This window comes from Pseudomonas bharatica CSV86 (assembly GCF_000319305.2).
GTDB lineage: Bacteria > Pseudomonadota > Gammaproteobacteria > Pseudomonadales > Pseudomonadaceae > Aquipseudomonas > Aquipseudomonas bharatica.
Window position 1 is genome coordinate 2,517,825 of sequence record NZ_AMWJ02000002.1, and the last position, 19,691, is coordinate 2,537,515.

Consider the following 19,691-nt stretch of genomic DNA (forward strand, 5'->3'; position numbering starts at 1 on the left):
CACAAAAATAATGGCCTAGCGCCATCAATGTTCGTAGAATCGCCACGCCTTCCTGTGCGTGGCGGGCCGCTACCGCTCCATCCCCTCGGACATTCGTCCCGCTCGCACATGAAGCCTATTTCTGGGCCCGCGAAGGGTCGCAAAGCGGCCCCCAAGAGATCTGGATGTCAAACCGATATCTCCTGCCCCTCGCCCTGCTCCTGCTCTCCGGCTGCCAGTCCCCCATGACCCAGCTCCAACAGCTCAGCAGCCAGAACGCTCACCAGGTCAGCATCCAGCCCACCCGGACCTTCCCGTTGGCGATGAGCGTACCGTCGGTCAAACCTGGCAGCGCCCGACTGCGCATCTACCTGGAAGGTGATGGCCATGCCTGGGCCACGCCTTCACAACCGAGCCTGGACCCAAGCCCGCAGAACCTGCTCATGGCCCGCCTGGCCGTGACCGACCCGCAACCCAGCCTCTATCTTGCCCGCCCCTGTCAGTTCGTCAGCGCTCCGGCCTGCAACCCCCAGGTCTGGACCGACCAGCGCTTCAGCCAGGCCGTGCTCGACAGCCTGGATCAGGCGTTGAACGAGGTGCGCCGGCAATATGGCAATCGGGATTTCGAACTGATCGGCTATTCCGGCGGCGCTGCCCTGGCCCTGCTGCTGGCCGCTCAGCGTAACGATATTGCGGTGGTGCAGACCCTGGCCGGCAACCTTAGCCCGCGACAATGGGCACAATCGCTGGACCTGACCCCCCTGAGCGGTTCGCTGGAGCCGCTGGACCGCGCCGAACGCCTGCGCCATGTGGCCCAGCGGCATTTCATCGGGTTCGAAGACCGCACCGTACCGCCGATCCTCTACCAGCATTACCGCCGCACCCTCGGCCCGGCCGATTGCATGGAAGTGATTCGCCTGCCCGGCGTGGATCATGCCAATGGCTGGACCGAAGCCTGGGCGCAGTGGCGTTACAAGCCACTGCGCTGCGCACCTCAGTGATGGTGCTCCTTCTGGTTTTCCAGGGTTTCCAGCAATGCGATCTGCATTTTGGTATGCACCCGGATAAACCAGCGCCATAGCAGCGCCACCACTCCGGCGGCCACTACCCCGATCAGCAACAACAGCTCGCTGGTCGGCAGGATGCTCGCCGACAGTGCCGAAAGCAGCAGGAAGATCACCAGCAGCGAGATCAGCGGGATCACTTCGGCAATCACCCGGCGTACGCGCTGGGTATGTCGCCCGGCCATCTCCGGCTTGACGCCCATCTCCGCGAGCAGCATCGACAGTGCCTTGAGCTTACGATAGGCCGCGATCAGGAACGGCAGCGAAAGCAGCAGCGCCAAGCCCCAGATCAGTGCTTTCTGCTGGCCGACATCGGTGAGCCAGTCACTCAGGTAGTCACCAATCTGCGCGGCGAAGTAACCGCCGCTGAAGAAGATCGCCACCACCAATGCCAGGTTCACCCCGACCTGCAGAAGGATGCGCCGGATCATCGAGGCCAGCATCGCCCCCTCGCCTTGCGGCTGGATGCTGCGCAGCCACTCGCCGTACAGCGACAACACCCGTGACAGACGGCTCGGCACCACCTTCGCCAGTTTCAGTGACAGCGGATCGGCGGCACGGATCAGGTAGGGGGTGAGCAAGGTGGTAATGGCGGAAACCGCCACGGCCACCGGGTAGAGAAAGTCGCTGGTGACCTGCAGGGTCATGCCCAGGGCGGCAATGATGAAGGAGAACTCGCCAATCTGCGAAAGACCCATCCCGACTCGCAGCGAGGTGCGTCCATCGTTACCGGCGATAAAGGCCCCCATGCCGCAGGACAGCATCTTGCCCAGCACCACGGCAATGGTGATCACCACGATCGGCCAGATGTATTCCACCAGTACGTTCGGGTCGATCATCAGGCCGATGGCCACGAAGAAGATCGCGCTGAACATGTCGCGAACCGGTTCGATCAGGCGTTCGATCTTCATCAACTGACGCGACTCGGCCATGATCGCGCCAATCAGGAACGCCCCCAGGACCATGCTGTATTCCAGCTTGACCACCAACAGGCAGAAGCCGAAGCACAGGCCGAGCACGGTGATCAGCAGCATCTCATTACTTTCGAACCTGGCCACGTAGGCCAGCAGTCGCGGTACCAGGAGAATGCCCACCACCAGCGCGACGATCATGAACAGCGACAGCTTGCCGACCGTGGAGAAGACTTCGCCTGAACTGACCGTACCGCTCACGGCGATGCCGGAAAGCAGGGCGATGATGCCGATGCCAAGGATGTCCTCGACGATCAGCACGCCGAAGATCAGTTGGGCGAAGCGCTCATTCTTCATCTTCAGGTCGTTGAGCGCCTTGACGATGATGGTGGTCGAGGAAATCGCCAGGATCGCGCCGAGGAACAACGAATCCATGGTGCTCCAGCCGAACCAGCGGCCGATCTCGAAACCGATCCAGATCATCAGGACGATTTCCAGGAAGGCCGCGATGAACGCGGTCGCGCCCACCTTGAACAGCTTGCCGAGGCTGAACTCAAGACCCAGGCAGAACATCAGGAAGATCACCCCGAGCTCAGCCAGGGTCTTGATCGTGTCTTCGTCGTGGATCAGACCGAAAGGTGGGGTGTGCGGGCCGATGATGAAGCCGGCGACGATATAACCAAGCACCACGGGCTGTTTAAGACGATGGAAAAGAATGGTGACCACACCGGCAACCAGCATGATCACCGCCAGATCCTGGATAAAGCTGATGGCATGCACGGCGGGACGCTCCTTACTCCACGACGAAGACCAAAGCGCAGCTCAACCGTCAGATCTGGTTGAGCCGCGGAAATTTCTGAATTAAATGTAGGAAACGGCCTGATTGCAGGGCCGTCCACGCAGGTTAACATCGACGCCATGGGCGAAAAGGCTGTGCAATATGTAGAAACAGATCGGCACTTTCCTCGTCGCAAATGGCATGAACCACGTGACGACAGGCATGCGGTCAGCGTCCCGTTTCAAGATGGCAACCCACATGGGGGAAGAAGCGCGAGCAGCGCGCCGCCCCGCCTAAGCGCAATCTCACCGTGAGCACACTATGGAACCCGGAAACGCCCAACTGTCGATGACCGTCCTGATGACCCCGGACATGGCCAACTTCTCCGGCAATGTCCACGGCGGCACCCTCCTCAAGTATCTCGACGAGGTGGCTTATGCCTGCGCCAGCCGGTATGCCGGTCGCTACGTGGTGACCCTGTCGGTGGACCAGGTGGTGTTTCGCGAACCGGTGCATGTCGGCGAGCTGGTCACCTTCCTGGCCTCGGTCAACTACACCGGCAACACCTCGATGGAGGTGGGCATCAAGGTGGTGACCGAGAACATCCGCGAGCGCTCGGTGCGTCACAGCAACAGTTGCTTCTTCACCATGGTGGCGGTGGACGATGATCGAAAGCCGGTGGCCGTACCGCCGCGCCAGCCGCAGACCGGCGAGGAAAAGCGCCGCTTCCTGCAGGGCAAGCAGCGCCGCTTGATCCGCCAGGAGCTGGAAAAGCGCTATCAGGAACTGAAGACCGAGAGCGACACGATCTAACAGCGCGACGCGGCCCCCTGTGGGAGCTGGCTTGCCAGCGATAGGGCCCGTTCTGACAACATCATTGCCCCTTCCGGCCTCATCGCTGGCAAGCCAGCTCCCACAGAGGTTCCGGGGTGCCTAGAGTTTACGTGCTTCGAAGCGCAGCCGCGGGTGGACGATGCGGTCCTGCGCTCGCACCACTTCCAGCTCATAGCTGCCGCAGGCCTGGGTTTCCAGCAGCACTTCATGCACCGCCGCCGCGGTGAACTCGAAAGCAACGACCGGCTCGTCCCCGAGCAGCAACCGGGCCAGGAACAACCCCGCCGTCAGATCCCCCACTCCCACCGGCTGCCGCGGGAACGCCAGCAACGGCCGTTGCAAGTGCCAACTGCCCTCGGCGGTCACCAACAGCATTTCGAAATCGTCCGGATTCTTTCCGGCATAGGCCAGGTGCTTGACCAGCACCATCTTCGGACCACGGACCAACAGCTCGCGGGCCATGCCGACACAATCCTCCAGCGACTGCGCACGCCGCCCGGCAAAGCTGTCCAGCTCCAACTGGTTCGGGCACAGCAGGTCGGCTGCGGCAACAGCTTCCTCCAGCAGAAACTCGCTGACCTGCGCAGGCACGATGCAACCCTTTTCCGGATGCCCCATCACCGGGTCGCACAGGTACAGCGCCCGCGGGTTCGCCTGCTTGACCCGCTGCACCACGCTGAGGATCGCCCGGCCCTGGTCGGCACTGCCGAGATAACCCGATAGAACTGCGTCGCAATTGCCTAGCTCACCGATATTGCTAATCCCTTCCACCAACGCAGGAATTTGCTCTGGAGCAAGCACTTCACCCGTCCACTGGCCATACTGAGTGTGATTGGAAAACTGCACGGTATTGAGTGGCCAGACATTCACCCCGACCCGCTGCATCGGAAACACTGCGGCGCTATTGCCGGCGTGGCCGAACACGACGTGGGACTGGATCGCAAGCAGGTGCGGTGTGCGTTTCATGCGGGACGTCCAAAGCAATGAAATGACAAACAAGGCGCGCAGTATGGCGCCAAATGCCACCTGTACGACAGGCCGGGGTGGCAGTTAAGCTGGCACACCTCGTTGGAGCACGTGTAGATGGTTACCCTCGAAAACATCCTGGTGTTGATGGTCCTGGCCACGGCGGGTGCCTGGCTGTGGCATAACCACGGATTGCGGGAAAAGGCCCTGGAACGGGTCAAGCAGCATTGCGCCAAGCTCGACCTCGAATTGCTCGACGGTGCCGTGGCGTTGAAGAAAATCGCCTTCGTCCGCGATGCCAACGGCCGCAAGCGTCTGGCCCGGATCTACGCCTTCGAATTCACCGTGACCGGCGAGCAACGCCACCCGGGCACGGTCACCCAGTTCGGCGCCCACAGCGTACAGATCGAACTGGCGCCCTATCCGTTCGAGATCAAGCCGCCGGTGCATGGCGACAATGTGATCGAAATGAAGCAGTGGCGCCAGGAACACAACCGCTGGCGTCAGTGATCCACAGGCGTGCGGCAGGCCAGCATCCCCCGCTCCAATACCGCATGATCCTGGGGTTCGTCGAAAATCAGCTCGATCCGCGAATCGCGCCGCCAGGCGCTCTCCTCCCAGACCAGCCGCTGGCCCCCAAGGGCGTTAGCCGAGCGCCAGCCCTGCCCGCTGTGGATAACCATCTTGGCCCGGCGCCACTCCTGACCTTCGAGGAATGTCTGCAACTGGCCGATGTCGAGAACTTGCTGTGGATGAAAGCGCCAGCCGATGCTCCAGCCTTCTGCACCCTGTTGATAACTGCACAAAGGCTGCCGCGAATCTGTCCACAGGGCTGGAATGGAAGCTGTTCCGACAGGGATAAGGTTATCCACAGCGCCTTTTTCCGTGGCGGCGCCATTGCTAATCGGTAGCTGCGACAGGGAAATCCGGCCGTGGTCGACCCAGCAAAGCGGTACTTTTGGCAAGGTCGAGGTTATCCACAGGCGACTCGCTTCATCCACCGCGCAGGCCTTGTTCATGACCAGCAGGCCGGCATCGGCCAGCGCCTGTTTCTGCGCCTCTGGCAATCCGGCTCCCATCGCCATTGCTTGCGCATCCAGCACCAGCACCGCAGGCTGCACCGCCAGCACACCGGTCCATGGCGGCGACCGTAACTGCGCCAGCACCTGAGCCGGGTGCCCAAGGCCGGAAGGTTCGATAAACACCCGGTCCGGCCGCGCCTTGCGCAGCAACCGACCCAGCCCTACCTGAAAGGGCGCACCGTTCACACAGCAGAGGCAGCCACCCGCCACCTCGCCCATGCTCACGCCATCGTCGTCACTGGTGAGCAACGCTGCGTCGAGGCCGATCTGGCCGAATTCATTGATCAGCACCGCCCAGCGTTCGTTGGCCGGGCGCTGGCCGAGCAGGTGGCGGATCAGGCTGGTCTTGCCGGCGCCAAGCGGGCCGGCAATCAGATGGGTCGGAATGTTATGCAGCATAGGCGCCGTCTGGTCGGGGAATCGTTACCACTATGCTCCGGACTCAGGCCAGCCAGTCAAGGGTCAGGATCAGGCGACGCTCGCCATTGCCCGGCGACGGCGAACGATGCACCAGCCCGGCGCCCTCGTTGCCCAGCCACTTCTCGCCCTTGAGCAAGGCCACATCACCGCAGGCCAGATGCCGTACATGCGCCGCATCGACCTCCTCCTGCGCCAGGCGGCGGCGATTGATCACGCCTTCCTCCAGCCATTCGCTGGCCGGGCCGGCATAGGTGGTGATCAGCCGCAGCGACACATGATCGACATGGAAACGCGGGCACATGGCGCCATCCAGCACCCGCAGGCGCAAACCGACGCTACGCGCATCGAGCAGGCAGGCGTAGGCGCCGACCAACCACCTCAGGTCGGCGACAAAGCCTTCATAGCCAGCCAGGTCGGCGTAGGCGCTGGCGACCCCGTCCAGCGTGGGTACTTCGCCATCCTTGCCGATCTCCAGGGTGCGTGCATCGGCCAGCGGCTCGCCGAGCGACAGCAACAAGCGGGCGAAATCCTCGATGTGCGCCGGCAGCCGGCGCTGCCAGACAGCCAGATTGACCCCGTCCTGCAAGGCTTCGGTCAGCACCTTCGGCGTCTCGCCGAAGGCCTGGCGTACTGGCACCAGCGACTCGGCAAGCTGCATCAGGCGACCTCCTCTTCGTCGTGCCAGGCGCCGAACGGATCCGGCAGGCGCAGCCAATGGGTGGCGCCCAGGGCCATTTCGTCGTCGTTCAACAGGCAGGCGTCCAGTTCGGCATGCAGGCGCGCAACATCGATATGCTGGCCGATAAAAACCAGTTCCTGGCGGCAATCACCGCATTCCGGGTCCCACTGCTTGAGGATCGCTGCGGTACTTTCCTGATCCTGCGGCCAGTGGGCCTTGGGCACGAAGCGCCACCAGCGTCCGGCAAAGCCATGCCGCATCATGCCGCCGGCCTGGGACCAGCTGCCGGCCTCCTGGTATTTGCTGGCCAGCCAGAAGAAGCCCTTGGAACGCAGTAGGCGGCCGTTCTCCCAGGGCCTGTGGATAAAATCGAAGAAGCGCTGCGGGTGCAGGGGCCGGCGGGCCTGCCAGGTGCTGGCGGCGATGCCATATTCCTCGGTTTCCGGGACGTGTTCGCCACGCAACTCCTGCAACCAGCCCGGCGCGCTGGCGGCGCGGTCGAAATCGAACAGGCCGGTATCGAGGATCTCCTTGAGCTCCACCTGGCCCATCACCATCGGCACGATGCGCGCATGGGCATTGAGGCGGCGAAGGATGGCGCAGAGCTCTTCGCGCTCGTGGCTGCTGATCAGATCGATCTTGCTGAGGAGGATGACGTCGGCGAATTCCACTTGGTCGATCAGCAGGTCGCTGATCGAGCGCTCGTCGTCTTCGCCGAGGGTTTCACCACGGGACGCGAGGCTTTCAGCGGCTTGATAGTCGCGCAGGAAGTTCAGGCCATCGACCACGGTGACCATGGTGTCGAGACGGGCCATTTCGGCCAGGCTGCGGCCCTGTTCATCACGGAAGGTGAAGGTCTCGGCCACTGGCAACGGCTCGGCGATGCCGGTGGATTCGATCAACAGGTAATCGAACCGGCCTTCGGCAGCGAGGCGGCCGATTTCTTCCAGCAGGTCTTCGCGCAAGGTGCAGCAGATGCAACCGTTGCTCATCTCGACCAGTTTTTCTTCGGTGCGGTTAAGGCTGACGTTGCGCTGCACCTCGGTGGCGTCGATATTGATCACGCTCATATCGTTGACGATGACCGCCACCCTCAGATTGTCGCGGTTGCGCAGCACATGATTGAGCACCGTGCTCTTGCCGGCACCAAGGAAGCCGGACAGCACGGTTACGGGAAGACGATCGGACATGGCGCGGTTCCTCATCAGGGGCGGCAAAGTGCATTCGAACGATGCTTTGTTACAAGGTTATATTATAACAATGCACTTTAGCCAACCGCCTATCCGTCATCCATGGGTTCAAGGTGAAGAGATGTTAATGAAGTCATTCAAGCGCGGGCTGTGGATAACCCTGCTGTGCACCGTCGGCAGCGCCCAGGCCATGCCCCGCGTCGAACTGGCCAACTGCACGCGTAGCGCCAATCTGCTGGCCTGTGACGACCGCCAGGGCAGCTACTACGGTGTGCAGACCCAAGGCGGCACCATTTACTTGCGCGGCTACGACGCCCCGAGCGGGCGCCGCTGGGCGCAGACCACCAGTCGCTATGGCCTGCTGAATTTCTATACCGGCATCGCCAGCGACGGCGAGGCCTGGGTGGGCTACAGCCGCAGAGTGGGCTGGACCACCCTCAACCGCGTTTCCAGTTCCAGCGGTCAGCGCTTCAGCCTGCGCTGCAATCGCCTGAATGGCTGTCAGTGAGGCGGTGGAAAAAATGCTGGCAATCGAATTGTTATAATGTAACGTATTGCAACTTTCTTGCCGATGGTTCGCACCATGACCGCCCTGACTCTCCCCGATATCGCCGCCCAGGCCAGCGGACAATCCCTGCCACTGGACTGGGTCGGCATGTGCGGGATCGCCCTGCCGATCCGTCTTGATCAACTCAGCCTCCAGGCCATGGCAGATGCCGGCGTCGATCTGGCCGATGGCTCCTGTCGCGGCATTCATATGTCGCGGTTGTACCTGGCCCTGTCTGCTTTCAAGGATGAAGCGCTGTCGGTGTCGCTTATCCGCCGGGTGCTGCAACAGTTCCTCGACAGCCATGAAGAACTGTCCACCTGCGCTTACCTGACCTTGCGCTTCGATGTACAGCTTGAGCGATCAGCGCTGGTCAGCTCCGAATCGGGCCACAAGCGCTATCCGCTGGTCATCGAAGCGAAGCTCTCCGATGAAATGTTCCACGTGGAACTATCTGCCGACGTGGCCTATTCCTCGACCTGCCCCTGCTCGGCCGCGCTAGCCAGACAGTTGATTCAACAGCAGTTCCTCAGCGATTTCGCCAATCGCAGCCTGAGCCACGAAGAAGTGTTGAGCTGGCTCGGCAGTCCGCAAGGGATCGTCGCCACGCCCCACAGCCAGCGCAGCACGGCGAAACTACGGATACGCTTGAAGAAGGGCTGCAATGAGCTACCCGTTCGGGAATTGATCGATCAGGCCGAAGCCGCCTTGGGTACCGCCGTGCAAACGGCAGTGAAGCGCGCCGACGAACAGGCGTTCGCCCTGGCTAACGGGCAGAACCTGATGTTCTGCGAGGACGCCGCACGGCGCCTCAACCTGGCATTGCGACACCTGCCTGCGGTGGCCGGCTTCCAGTTGCGTGTGGAACACGCCGAGAGCCTGCACGCCCACGATGCTGTCGCCCAAAGCCAGTGGAACTGGTAACCGAACGGAGAGACCTCGATGATCCGCAAGAACCCGACCGGCGACCTGCCGGTCATTGCCGAGTCGGCCTACATCGATCACACCGCGATCATCTGCGGCAAGGTGGTGATTGGCGAGAACGTGTTCGTCGGCCCCTACGCGGTGATCCGTGCCGACGAGGTGGATGACAGCGGCTCGATGCAGCCGATCACCATCGGCTGCAACTCGAATATCCAGGACGGCGTGGTGATCCACTCCAAGTCCGGCGCCGCGGTGACCATCGGCGTGTTCACCTCCATCGCCCACCGCTCCATCGTGCATGGCCCATGTGTGGTGGGCGACCGGGTGTTCATCGGCTTCAACAGCGTGCTGTTCAACTGCGTGGTCGGCAATGGCAGCGTAGTGCGACACAACTCGGTGGTGGACGGCCGCGACTTGCCGGAAAACTTCTACGTGCCCTCCACCACACGCATCGGCCCCCTCACCGACCTGAGCCAGTTCCCACCCGTGAGCGTCAGCGCCTCGGAATTCTCCGAGGACGTCGCCCATACCAACATCGACCTGGTGAAGGGCTACAAGGCCCTGCAGAACGAGTTCTAGCTGCGCGGCTTGACCGTGCCGCAGTCTGCTCCGAGCCATACCGCCCGGGTGTTCATGCTGCCCTGCTGCTGAACCCCCGAGGCGTTGAAGGTACCTTGCACCTTGGTGACGAACTCGCGATCGCTGAGGAATTGTGCCTGGCCAGTGCCCCGGGCCTTGGGGCAACTGAACTCGAAATTCCAGGTCTTGCCGTTGCGATCGGTGATCCGCTGGGTGCAACCGGACTGTGGATCCTGCAGCGGAATGTCATCGGTCTTTACCTGCTCGGGGGTCAGGCACGAGCGCACACCCTTGCCGGCCACAGTGATGCCCTGCTTGGCCAGCACGCCTTCCATCATCGCCCGCTGTTCCGGCGGCAGGTTCTTCAACTGGCCGAGCATGAACTCCATGTCCGGCAGTGGTTTGCCATCAACCTGCATATTGCTGGTGGTCAGCTCCCACAGGCCCGGTTGCAGCATCTGCGCCTGAACCAGGGGACTCGACAGGCCAAGCAGCAGCGCCAGCGCCGATACACGAATGTTCATCTAATGACTCCTGAAAATTTCCGGCCCGATGCCGGACTGTGGCTTAGACGTCGAAATGCCGTCCGGGTTGCAAGACCAGTCCGGAACATGCTCTGTTAGGCGACTGATTGGCGGACGTCACAGGACGTGTATGGATTACCACAGCCCCCAGTTCTTCGCCTACCTGATTGGCGCGACCCACTTCATCGGTGCCATCGCCGCACTGCATGCGGTTTTCACCGTACGGACCGCCCAGGGCTCGATTGCCTGGGCACTCTCGCTGCTGTTCATCCCCTACCTGACCCTGATTCCTTACCTGGTATTCGGCAGCCGCACCTTCGACGCCTATATCCAGGCCCGACGCCAGGCCAACCAGGAAATGCACGTTGCCATGGCCGACCTCAACTGGCGCCCCTGGGTCGAGGAAGCACTGGCCGCCAGCAATTCGCCGGCCTATGCAGGCCTGCGTGGCTTGAGCAAGCTCGGACGCATGCCATGCCTGGCAAACAACCAGGTTAGTCTTCTGGTCAATGGCAAGGCCACCTTCGATGCCATCTTCAGCGCTATCGAACAAGCCCGCGATACCGTGCTGGTGCAGTTCTTCATCATCCATGACGACCTGCTCGGCCGACGCCTGCATGACCTCCTGCTGAGGAAAGCCGCCGAAGGCGTAAAGATCTATGTGCTTTACGACCGGGTAGGCAGCCATGCCCTGCCCGCCAGGTACAGCCAGAGCCTGCGCGAGGGTGGCGTGGAGATTCGCGCGTTCGCTACCAAGCGCGGCTGGTTCAATCGATTCCAGGTCAATTTCCGTAACCATCGCAAGATCGTCGTGGTGGACGGCGTGCAGGGTTTTCTCGGCGGGCACAACGTCGGCGACGAGTACCTTGGCGCCAGGATGCCGCTATCGCCCTGGCGCGATACCCATGTGCAAGTAACCGGCCCGGTGCTGGCCTGCCTGCAGGAATCCTTTGCCGAAGACTGGTACTGGGCCGCACGGAAATTGCCGCCCCTGATCCTTCCGGAAACCTACCCGGAAAACGGCGTGCTCTGTCAGGTGCTGGCCAGCGGGCCGGCAGATCCGCAGGAAACCTGCTCGCTGTTTTTCGTCGATGCGATCCAGGCGGCGCAACATCGGGTATGGATCACCAGCCCCTACTTCATCCCCGACGAGGCGGTATTCGCCTCGCTGCGGCTGGCCGTGATGCGCGGGGTGGATGTGCGCATCCTGATTCCAGCACGCCCCGACCACCGCATCGTCTACGCTGCTTCAAGCCTGTTCGCCTTCGAAGCGGTGCGCGCCGGTATACGCATGTTCCGTTACCAGCCCGGGTTCCTGCATCAGAAAGTCATGCTGGTGGACGACGACGTCGCCGCTATCGGCAGCGCCAACCTGGACAACCGCTCGTTCCGCCTGAATTTCGAGATCACCTTGGTAACCATCGATCCAGGCTTTGCCGGCACCGTGGAAAGCATGCTGCTCGAAGATTTCGAACAATCCCGCGAAATCACGCTGGAAGACAGCCGCGACACGCATCGCCTGCAACAGCTGGGGATGCGCATCGCTCGGCTGATTTCACCCATTCTGTGATCAGCGGTAGAGGTCTTCGCGGGTCAGCGGCAGATCATGGCTGCCGTCGGCCTTGGGTTTGACCGCGAGGATCTGGTGCAGATTGATCCAGCCGCGAGAGAAGGCATAGGAACAACCAGCCAGGTAGAGGCGCCAGATCCGCAGGGCTTTTTCCGGGACCATGGCCGCAGCCTTGTCGAGATTGCCTTCGAGGTTATCACTCCAGAATTTCAGGGTCCGTGCGTAATGCAGGCGCAGGCTCTCAACGTCCACCACTTCCAGCCCCGCTTCGCTGACGAAGCCGCTGATCATCGACAGGTGTGGCAGCTCGCCATGCGGGAAGACGTAGCGCTCGATGAAGTTGCCAGCCCCGCGGCCGACCGGACGGCCGTCAATGTGCTTGGCCGTGATGCCGTGGTTCATCACCAGGCCGCCCTCACGCACCGCACCGAACAGGCGCTGGCAATACAGTTGCAGATTGGCGTGGCCGACATGTTCGAACATGCCGACGCTGACCACCTTGTCGAAGCGTCCATCCTGGGGCAGATCGCGGTAGTCGAGGATCTGCAGATCGACCTGCTTCTCCAGGCCTTCCGCCGCCACCCGCTCACGCCCGAGCTTGAGCTGCTCCTTGCTCAGGGTGATGCCGAACACCCTGGCCCCATACTCGCGCGCGGCAAAACGCGCCAGCCCGCCCCAGCCACAACCGACATCCAGCAAGTAATCGCCGGGCTGCAGGCGCAGCTTGCGGCATAGATGATCGAATTTGTTCTGCTGGGCCTGGTCGAGGCTATCCTCAGGAGTCTTGAAATACGCACAGGAGTAGGCCATGTCGCGGTCGAGCCACAACTGGTAGAACTCGTTGGAGAGGTCGTAATGGTAGGAAATGGCCGCCGCGTCGGTAGCCTTGTCATGCTCGCTGCGTACCGGCAGCGCTTCCTCTTCGTCCTTGAGCAGCGCCTCGCTGAGCTGGTCGCACAGGCGGATAACCTCGCTCATGGCGCCTTCCAGTTCAAGCTTGCCTTCGACGAACGCCGAGCCCAGGTCGTCCAGGCCCGGATGGGTCAGCTGGCTGATGAGCCCCGGGTCCTTGAGCATGATGGTGACCTGGGGTTGCGGACCCAGATCGAACTCATGGCCGTCCCAGAGACGCAGACGGAGTGGAAGATGCAGGCTTTGCAGAACCGAGAGTTGCGCATGCATGAGTGAGCCTCCCCATTTATACAGATGGACGTCAACGGATCAGGGTAGTTCATACGCAGGATCTTTCCGGCTATCGAGACCATAGTCGGAGGCTATCGAAAGGCTTTCGCTACAGAAACAACCTCAAATTGTATACAAAACTCAACACGAGCCATTAACCTTGGCGCCAGTCGATTCTTCATCCGGGAGCACAACAATGAAAAACTACGATGTCATCATCATCGGTGGTGGCCCCGGCGGCTACAACGCCGCCATTCGCGCTGGCCAGCTGGGCCTGAGCGTGGCCTGCATAGAAGGTCGCGCTACCCTCGGCGGTACCTGCCTGAACGTTGGCTGCATGCCTTCCAAGGCGTTGCTGCATGCATCCGAACTCTATGAGGCCGCTGCCAGTGGCGAACTTGGTCACCTCGGTATCGAGGTCAAGCCGAGCCTGAACCTGGCGCAAATGATGAAGCAGAAGGATGAAAGCGTGACCGGCCTCACCAAGGGCATCGAGTTCCTGTTCCGCAAGAACAAGGTCGACTGGATCAAGGGCTGGGGCAAGCTGGACGGCGTTGGCAAGGTCAAGGTCAGCGACGCAGAGGGCAACGTCAGCGAGTACCATGCCAAGGACATCGTTATCGCCACGGGTTCCGAACCCACGCCCCTGCCCGGCGTGACCATCGACAACCAGCGCATCATCGACTCCACCGGCGCCCTGTCGCTGCCGGAAGTACCCAAGCACCTGGTGGTTATAGGTGCAGGGGTGATCGGCCTCGAACTGGGCTCGGTGTGGCGCCGCCTCGGTGCCGAAGTGACCGTGATCGAATACCTCGACCGCATCTGCCCGGGCATCGACGAAGAAACCGCCAAGACGCTCCAGCGCTCCCTGGCCAAGCAAGGCATGAGCTTCAAGCTGGGCAGCAAGGTCACCCAGGCCACGCCTTCGGCCGATAGCGTCAGCCTGACCCTGGAACCCGCCGCCGGCGGCGAAGCGCAAACCCTGCAGGCGGACTACGTGCTGGTCGCCATCGGTCGTCGCCCCTATACCCAGGGCCTGGGCCTTGAAAGCGTCGGTCTGCACACCGATAAGCGCGGCATGCTGGAAAACCAGGGGCATCGCACACAGGTACCCGGCATCTGGGTGATCGGCGACGTCACGTCCGGACCGATGCTCGCGCACAAGGCCGAGGATGAGGCCATCGCCTGCATCGAACTGATCCATGGCAAGCCGCACCAGGTGAACTACGGCCTGATCCCGGGGTGATCTACACCAAGCCTGAACTGGCCACCGTCGGCAAGACCGAAGAACAACTGAAAGCCGAGGGCCGCGCCTACAAGGTCGGCAAGTTCCCGTTCCTCGCCAACAGCCGGGCCAAGATCAACCACGAGACCGAAGGCTTCGCCAAGGTCATCGCCGACGCCAATACCGATGAGGTGCTGGGCGTGCACCTTGTCGGGCCAAGCGTGAGCGAGATGATCGGCGAATATTGCGTGGCGATGGAATTTGCCGCGTCGGCGGAAGACATCGCGCTGATTTGCCACCCGCACCCGACCCGCTCCGAGGCGTTGCGCCAGGCGGCGATGAACGTGGACGGGATGGCGATGCAGATCTGATAGCCGGGTTGCCTGTACTGGCCTCGTCGCTGGCAAGCCAGCTCCCACAATTTCCCTGTGGGAGCTGAGGCCTGTACTGACAACCGGGAAATCAGGTCCTGAACCGGGACACCAGGCTGCCGAACTCCTGCGACAACGCCTTCAACTGTTGCGAATCTGCCTGCGCCGTCCCGGCCAGTTGCTCGATCAACTGTGCATCCGCCTGGATCTGGATGATGTGGTGGTTGATGTCCTCGGCCACCTGGTGCTGCTCTTCCGCCGCCGTGGCGATCTGATTGCTCTGGTCGCGGATGGCATCCACCGAAGTCCGGATATCCTCGAAGCTGTCCCGCGCCTCGCGGATCGAACTGACACTCTGCTGCGACATTTCCAGGCTGCTGTGCATCTGTTGGGTGACATCCTGCGCCCGCCGCGCCAGGCCACCCAGCAAGCCATCGATTTCTCCGGTGGAGTCGGCAGTGCGCTTGGCCAGTGCCCGCACTTCATCCGCCACCACGGCAAAACCACGCCCTTGCTCGCCGGCCCGCGCCGCTTCGATGGCTGCGTTGAGCGCCAGCAGGTTGGTCTGTTCGGCGATCGAGCGGATGGTACCGAGAATGGTGTTGATGTCCTGGCTTTCCTTTTCCAGCGCCTGCATGGCCTCGGTCGCCTGCAACAGGTTCTCGCTCAGGCGCGCGACGCTGCTGGTGGCCTGCTCGATCTGCTGCTGGCCGGCACTGACATGGCGCTGGCCGGCGTCGGCAGAAGTCGCCGCATGGCTGCACGACCTGGCCACTTCGTTGGCAGTGGCGACCATCTCATTGAACGCCGTGGATACCAGTTCCACCGCCTGGCGCTGGCGGCCGGTCGCATCACCCATGTTCGAGGCGACCTGGCTGTTGGTCTCCGAGGCAGTCTGCAAGTCGGCGGAAGCATGGCCAATGCGCTGAACCAACGAGCGGATGCGCTCGACGAACTGATTGAACCAGCCGGCCAGCGCTGCGGTTTCATCGCTGCCTTTCACTTGCAGGGAGCGGGTCAGGTCGCCCTCACCCTGGGCGATATCCTCGAGGCTGTCGGCAACGCCCTTGATCGGGTTGACGATGAGGTTCGAGAAGGTTGCGCCAACCACTGCAAACAGCAGCGCCAGTACCAGGGCGATCGCAACGATGGTCCAGGTCAGGCTGGTAACGTCGGCCATCACTTCGCTTTTTTCGATCAGGCCGATGAAGCGCCAGCCCAGGGTGGGTGAAGTCCAGACGTTGGCCATGTAGCGCTTGCCGCCCAGTTCCACCTCGATCAGGCCCTTCGCGGTGTTGCCCAGCAGCGCGTAATCGCCGCCCAGCTCCTTGAGCTGCTTGAAGGCATTGCCCGGATTGCTCGGGTCCACCAGCACCGCACCGGTGTCTTCGACCAGCATCAGGTAGCCGCTTTCTCCCAGCTTGGTCTTGCCGATGAAGCCGGCCAGCTGTTCCAGCGATACGTCGATACCCATCACACCGAGCACTTCGCCATTGGCTCCGTGCACCGTGCGCACGGTACAGATCAGGGGCTGGCTACCCCATAGGTAGGCACTGGTCCGCATGACCTTGCCGGGATTGGCGATCCCCAATTGGTACCACGGGCGCTTGCGCGGCTCGTAGTTCTTCAGCGCCGGCTCATCGGGCCATGAGGCATAGCTGCCATCATCGTTGCGGGCATACGAAACGAAAGCAGTCGTCGGATGCGCCTTGGCATAGCGCGTGAAATGCTCCAGAAGTACACGGTTGGCTTGGGGTAGCGGCGTAGCCGGCGCATTGTCGCTGCTGTAGATCTTCAGATCCCTGGCGTTGACGATCAACGGATCGTCCGCCCACTGCGTGACGTTCTGCGCGATGGAATCGAGGAAGACATTCACCGTGTTATCGATCTGTCGGATCTCCCGGCTCGAGGTTTCCACAAAGCCCTCACGAGCCTGCTGGTTGAGGTTGTAAACCACCAGACAAGCGATCAAGGCCACGGGAATCACGGCGATTACGCCGAATGCACACGTCAGCTTCTTTTTTATATTCATTCGATGGCTTCCGATACGACGTGCCACAAGCGGGCCCAAGGGATACAGGATCTGTTTTGCGCTGCTCGAGAGCGAGGCAAGCGCTCTGCTGAACGATTCAGCAAAACGCAGAATGGCAACTTGATGCCCCCTGCGCAAGGCACCGAAACGGCCTCATGCCCCCGAATCTACGGGGTTTCGGGCAAAGCTGATCGTGTGGACAGGACACATTTTTGTCTGTTTCAACGCGTTTTGTGCGGCAGATCGCCTCGCAGCAGTTCGACGTGCAATGGCTATGCTTGCCCGGGTGCGTGAAGCACCAGGAAAAAATTCGTTAGCCAACATGGAAATCAGGCGATGAAAATCATTCGTTCTCTAGCGTACGTGGTTGCTCTGGGTAGCGTCCTGTCCATCGCTCACGCGGTCGACATTCCGCTGGGCAGCAAAGCCATCGAAGGCGAGATCACCACCAAGGTACTGGCGGTGGATGTGCCCAACCGGATAGTCACGATCGCAGACACCGACAACAGTCCGGTAAAGGTGCAACTCACTGAGCAGGCCAAGGACCTGCACAATCTGAAAGTCGGCGACACGGTGAACATCAAGGTGTCCCGCGCGGTTGCCTATGTTCTTGATACACAGGTCGGGGGCGCGCCAAAGGTCACCGACGAAGCCATGACCGTGCGTGCCACCAAGGACAACCCCAACCCTGGCGGCGAAGCGGTACGCCAGGTGAAAGTAACGTCGAAGATCACCCATATCGACCTGAAGAACCATGAAGTGACGCTGCTGCCGCCGGAGGGCAAGGTTGCCGTGGTCAAGGTCGAAAACCCCGACCTGCAGGCAAGGATGAAAAACCTGAAGGAGGGCCAGACGGTCGATGCGATCTACACCGAGGTTCTGCAGGTGAAGACCTCGCGCTAGGTTGTCTCTGAATTCCAGCGGCGTGTTCGGCCGATTGCTTTCCATGCAAAAAAGCCGCTTCGGGGAAGCGGCTTTCCGAATGCAACTATTGGCTTACTCGACCGTGACCGATTTCGCCAGGTTGCGCGGCTGATCAACGTCAGTACCCTTGAGCACCGCCACGTAGTACGACAGCAGCTGCAGCGGGATGGTGTACAGGATGGGCGCCAGCGCATCGGCAATATGAGGCATGGCAATCACGTGGGTACCCTCGCCATTGCTCATCCCTGCCTGCTCGTCAGCGAAGACCACCAACTGCCCACCCCGTGCACGGACTTCCTGCAGGTTGGACTTGAGCTTTTCCAGCAGTTCGTTGTTCGGCGCGACGGTGACTACGGGCATGTCGTCATCCACCAATGCCAGCGGGCCGTGCTTCAGCTCGCCCGCCGGGTAGGCTTCGGCGTGGATGTAGGAGATTTCCTTGAGCTTCAGGGCGCCTTCCATCGCTACCGGGAACTGCGCGCCGCGGCCCAGGAACAGGGTGTGGTGCTTGTCGGCGAAGAGTTCGGAAATTTTCTCCACGGTGGAATCCATCGCCAGGGCTTCGCCCAGGCGCACCGGCAGGCGACGCAATTGCTCGACCAGCTCGGCTTCGACGCCTGCACCCAAGGTGCCACGAACCTGACCCAGTGCCAGGGTCAGCAACATCAGGGACACCAACTGGGTGGTGAAGGCCTTGGTCGAGGCCACGCCGATTTCCGGGCCGGCCAGGGTCAGCAGGGTCAGGTCGGATTCACGCACCAGCGAGCTGATGCCAACGTTGCAGATCGCCAGGCTGCCGAGGAAGCCCAGTTCCTTGGCGTTGCGCAGGGCAGCGAGGGTGTCGGCGGTTTCGCCGGACTGGGAGATGGAGACGAACAGGGTGTCGGGCTGTACCACTACCTTGCGGTAGCGGAACTCGCTGGCGACTTCGACCTGGCAGGGAATGCCGGCCAGCTCTTCCAGCCAGTAACGGGCAACCATGCCGGCGTGATAGCTGGTGCCGCAAGCGACGATCTGGACATTGCGTACCTTGGCGAAAAGCTCTGCGGCTTTCGGACCGAAAGCCTGGACCATGACATGGTCAGCACCCAGGCGGCCTTCGAGGGTGCGCTGGACAACGGTTGGCTGCTCATGGATTTCCTTGAGCATGAAGTGGCGGTATTCACCCTTGTCAGCGGCCTCGGCGCCTTCGTGGTATTGCACCACTTCACGCTGCACGGCGTTGCCGTTGGTGTCCCAGATGCGCACCTGTTCGCGCTGGATCTCGGCGATATCGCCTTCTTCAAGGTACATGAAGCGGTCGGTGACCTGGCGCAAGGCCAATTGGTCGGAGGCCAGGAAGTTTTCGCCCAGGCCCAGGCCGATCACCAGCGGGCTGCCGCTGCGCGCCGCAACCAGGCGATCAGGCTGCTTGGCGCTGATCACGGCCAGGCCGTAAGCGCCGTGCAGTTGCTTGACCACTGCCTTCAGCGCGTCGGCCAGGTCCGGAACGGTTTTCAGAGTGTGGTGCAGCAGGTGAACGATCACCTCGGTATCGGTTTCCGAGCTGAACACGTAGCCCAGGGATTTCAGGTTTTCGCGCAGGACTTCATGGTTCTCGATGATGCCGTTGTGCACCACCGCCAGCTCGTTGCCGGAAAAATGTGGGTGGGCATTGTTTTCGGTCGGCGCACCGTGTGTGGCCCAGCGGGTGTGGGCGATGCCCAACTGGCCCACCAGCGGATCGGCGGCCACGGCGGCCTGCAGCTCGCTGACCTTGCCGATACGGCGGCGACGTTCAAGGGTGCCCTGCTGGGTGAAGACCGCGAGACCGGCGCTGTCATAGCCACGGTACTCAAGACGCTTGAGGCCTTCGATCAGAATGGCGGTGATATTGCGCTCGGCGACCGCGCCAACGATTCCACACATAG

The 19,691-nt window shown here is 61.8% G+C and carries 17 protein-coding genes and 2 pseudogenes; 9 read left to right on the forward strand and 10 right to left on the reverse strand.

Features of this window, described 5'->3' with window-relative positions:
* Window positions 1-164 precede the first annotated feature (164 nt).
* Entirely contained in the window at window positions 165-980 is an 816-nt protein-coding gene (locus CSV86_RS25420) for a hypothetical protein (protein WP_009402482.1), read from the forward strand.
* Here CSV86_RS25420 and CSV86_RS25425 read toward each other — a convergent pair.
* Window positions 974-2,734 (reverse strand): cation:proton antiporter, encoded by a 1,761-nt coding sequence (locus tag CSV86_RS25425; RefSeq protein WP_009402483.1) that lies wholly within the window; start codon window positions 2,732-2,734, stop codon window positions 974-976. The genes CSV86_RS25420 and CSV86_RS25425 overlap by 7 nt on opposite strands.
* Before the next feature lie 319 nt (window positions 2,735-3,053).
* Between CSV86_RS25425 and CSV86_RS25430 the strand changes: the two genes are divergently transcribed.
* Complete coding sequence (locus CSV86_RS25430; RefSeq protein ID WP_009402486.1) at window positions 3,054-3,545, forward strand: acyl-CoA thioesterase; 492 nt, start codon at window positions 3,054-3,056, stop codon at window positions 3,543-3,545.
* 120 nt (window positions 3,546-3,665) lie between these two features.
* Here CSV86_RS25430 and pdxY read toward each other — a convergent pair whose 3' ends face one another.
* Entirely contained in the window at window positions 3,666-4,532 is an 867-nt protein-coding gene (gene pdxY / locus CSV86_RS25435) for a pyridoxal kinase PdxY (RefSeq protein ID WP_009402487.1), read from the reverse strand.
* A 117-nt stretch (window positions 4,533-4,649) separates the two neighbouring features.
* Between pdxY and CSV86_RS25440 the strand changes: the two genes are divergently transcribed.
* Window positions 4,650-5,042 (forward strand): DUF3301 domain-containing protein, encoded by a 393-nt coding sequence (locus CSV86_RS25440; RefSeq protein WP_009402489.1) that lies wholly within the window; start codon window positions 4,650-4,652, stop codon window positions 5,040-5,042.
* Here CSV86_RS25440 and CSV86_RS25445 read toward each other — a convergent pair.
* From CSV86_RS25445 to zigA, 3 genes are read right to left on the reverse strand one after another with little or no spacing between them, the layout of a single operon-like run.
* Window positions 5,036-6,013: a CobW family GTP-binding protein gene (locus tag CSV86_RS25445; RefSeq protein ID WP_009402491.1), complete on the reverse strand. Its 978-nt coding sequence runs from the start codon at window positions 6,011-6,013 to the stop codon at window positions 5,036-5,038. The two genes, CSV86_RS25440 and CSV86_RS25445, sit on opposite strands and share 7 nt — an antisense overlap.
* 43 nt (window positions 6,014-6,056) lie before the next feature.
* Window positions 6,057-6,692, reverse strand: coding sequence for a DUF1826 domain-containing protein (locus CSV86_RS25450; protein ID WP_009402493.1), 636 nt, complete (start codon window positions 6,690-6,692; stop codon window positions 6,057-6,059).
* Window positions 6,692-7,903 carry a zinc metallochaperone GTPase ZigA gene (gene zigA, locus CSV86_RS25455; protein WP_009402495.1) on the reverse strand — a complete coding sequence of 404 codons (1,212 nt, stop codon included), beginning with the start codon at window positions 7,901-7,903 and terminating at the stop codon, window positions 6,692-6,694. Before zigA ends, CSV86_RS25450 begins: the two co-directional genes overlap by 1 nt.
* A 127-nt stretch (window positions 7,904-8,030) precedes the next feature.
* Between zigA and CSV86_RS25460 the strand changes: the two genes are divergently transcribed.
* The 3 genes from CSV86_RS25460 to CSV86_RS25470 all read left to right on the forward strand — a co-directional run bounded on the left by CSV86_RS25460 (window position 8,031) and on the right by CSV86_RS25470 (window position 9,953).
* Window positions 8,031-8,411: a hypothetical protein gene (locus CSV86_RS25460; protein WP_009402498.1), complete on the forward strand. Its 381-nt coding sequence runs from the start codon at window positions 8,031-8,033 to the stop codon at window positions 8,409-8,411.
* 75 nt (window positions 8,412-8,486) lie between these two features.
* Window positions 8,487-9,374 carry a GTP cyclohydrolase FolE2 gene (folE2, locus tag CSV86_RS25465; RefSeq protein WP_009402500.1) on the forward strand — a complete coding sequence of 296 codons (888 nt, stop codon included), beginning with the start codon at window positions 8,487-8,489 and terminating at the stop codon, window positions 9,372-9,374.
* Window positions 9,375-9,392: 18 nt separating this feature from the next.
* Window positions 9,393-9,953 (forward strand): gamma carbonic anhydrase family protein, encoded by a 561-nt coding sequence (locus CSV86_RS25470; protein ID WP_009402503.1) that lies wholly within the window; start codon window positions 9,393-9,395, stop codon window positions 9,951-9,953.
* Here the strand turns inward: CSV86_RS25470 and CSV86_RS25475 are convergent.
* The gene (locus tag CSV86_RS25475) at window positions 9,950-10,477 is read right to left on the reverse strand and encodes a DUF3617 domain-containing protein (RefSeq protein WP_009402504.1); all 528 of its coding nucleotides are present in this window, start codon (window positions 10,475-10,477) and stop codon (window positions 9,950-9,952) included. The genes CSV86_RS25470 and CSV86_RS25475 overlap by 4 nt on opposite strands.
* Window positions 10,478-10,607: 130 nt before the next feature.
* Here CSV86_RS25475 and cls point away from each other — a divergent pair, with 130 nt between their 5' ends.
* Complete coding sequence (cls, locus tag CSV86_RS25480; RefSeq protein ID WP_009402505.1) at window positions 10,608-12,047, forward strand: cardiolipin synthase; 1,440 nt, start codon at window positions 10,608-10,610, stop codon at window positions 12,045-12,047.
* On the opposite strand, the gene cfaB is transcribed toward cls, so the two are convergent.
* Window positions 12,048-13,229 carry a C17 cyclopropane fatty acid synthase CfaB gene (gene cfaB / locus CSV86_RS25485; RefSeq protein WP_009402507.1) on the reverse strand — a complete coding sequence of 394 codons (1,182 nt, stop codon included), beginning with the start codon at window positions 13,227-13,229 and terminating at the stop codon, window positions 12,048-12,050.
* A 196-nt stretch (window positions 13,230-13,425) separates the two neighbouring features.
* Between cfaB and lpdA the strand changes: the two are divergent.
* A pseudogene (lpdA, locus tag CSV86_RS25490) lies at window positions 13,426-14,825 on the forward strand (dihydrolipoyl dehydrogenase).
* Window positions 14,826-14,916: 91 nt separating this feature from the next.
* Here the strand turns inward: lpdA and CSV86_RS33565 are convergent.
* Window positions 14,917-15,684 (reverse strand): methyl-accepting chemotaxis protein, encoded by a 768-nt coding sequence (locus CSV86_RS33565; RefSeq protein ID WP_376699774.1) that lies wholly within the window; start codon window positions 15,682-15,684, stop codon window positions 14,917-14,919.
* A gap of 90 nt (window positions 15,685-15,774) precedes the next feature.
* Window positions 15,775-16,857 (reverse strand): annotated as a pseudogene (locus CSV86_RS33570) (cache domain-containing protein); the annotation flags it as partial.
* A 336-nt stretch (window positions 16,858-17,193) separates the two neighbouring features.
* On the opposite strand from CSV86_RS33570, the gene CSV86_RS25500 reads away from it, so the two are divergent.
* On the forward strand, window positions 17,194-17,760 hold the full coding sequence (locus tag CSV86_RS25500) for a hypothetical protein (protein ID WP_009402511.1): 567 nt from the start codon (window positions 17,194-17,196) through the stop codon (window positions 17,758-17,760).
* A gap of 93 nt (window positions 17,761-17,853) precedes the next feature.
* Here the strand turns inward: CSV86_RS25500 and glmS are convergent, their stop codons facing one another.
* The gene (glmS, locus tag CSV86_RS25505) at window positions 17,854-19,689 is read right to left on the reverse strand and encodes a glutamine--fructose-6-phosphate transaminase (isomerizing) (RefSeq protein WP_009402512.1); all 1,836 of its coding nucleotides are present in this window, start codon (window positions 19,687-19,689) and stop codon (window positions 17,854-17,856) included.
* Window positions 19,690-19,691 lie beyond the last annotated feature (2 nt).